Annotated in this window: 1 pseudogene; it reads left to right on the top strand. The window is 35.0% G+C overall.

Annotated features, from left to right (window positions below):
* Positions 1–172, top strand: a pseudogene (locus tag WS44_RS10245) (IS110 family transposase); the annotation flags it as partial.
* Between the last annotated feature and the right edge of the window lie 179 nt (positions 173–351).

The raw sequence follows: 351 nt of genomic DNA, 5'->3' as shown, positions 1-351 counted from the left end.
TCATATTGCGGATTATTACGAGAAACGAAAACGGTCTTCTGAGACTGCAAGTCACAAGAAGGCCGCTATCGCATCGATCCATAAATTATTACGGACGATCTTCGCTTTAATTAAGAATGATCAATTATATAGCTATGACGTAGCCAAACATAACCAAAGACTTTTGTCATAAAAATTGATCCAATAGATATTATAACAGCCTCTTTTTTGAAATTACAGAAGGTGGCTGTATTTATCATGCCCTAAATCAGATATTTAACTCGATTCTCCGGGAGCCATTTCCCGATTAGGCCTGTATTTCAAAATAAAATTGCTTAAAATCGTTGATAACACTTGACTTAGAGTAGAAAA

Source organism: Lactobacillus sp. N54.MGS-719, assembly GCF_000980505.1.
GTDB lineage: Bacteria > Bacillota > Bacilli > Lactobacillales > Lactobacillaceae > Lactobacillus > Lactobacillus amylovorus.
This window is presented reverse-complemented; position numbering and strand designations above follow the sequence as displayed.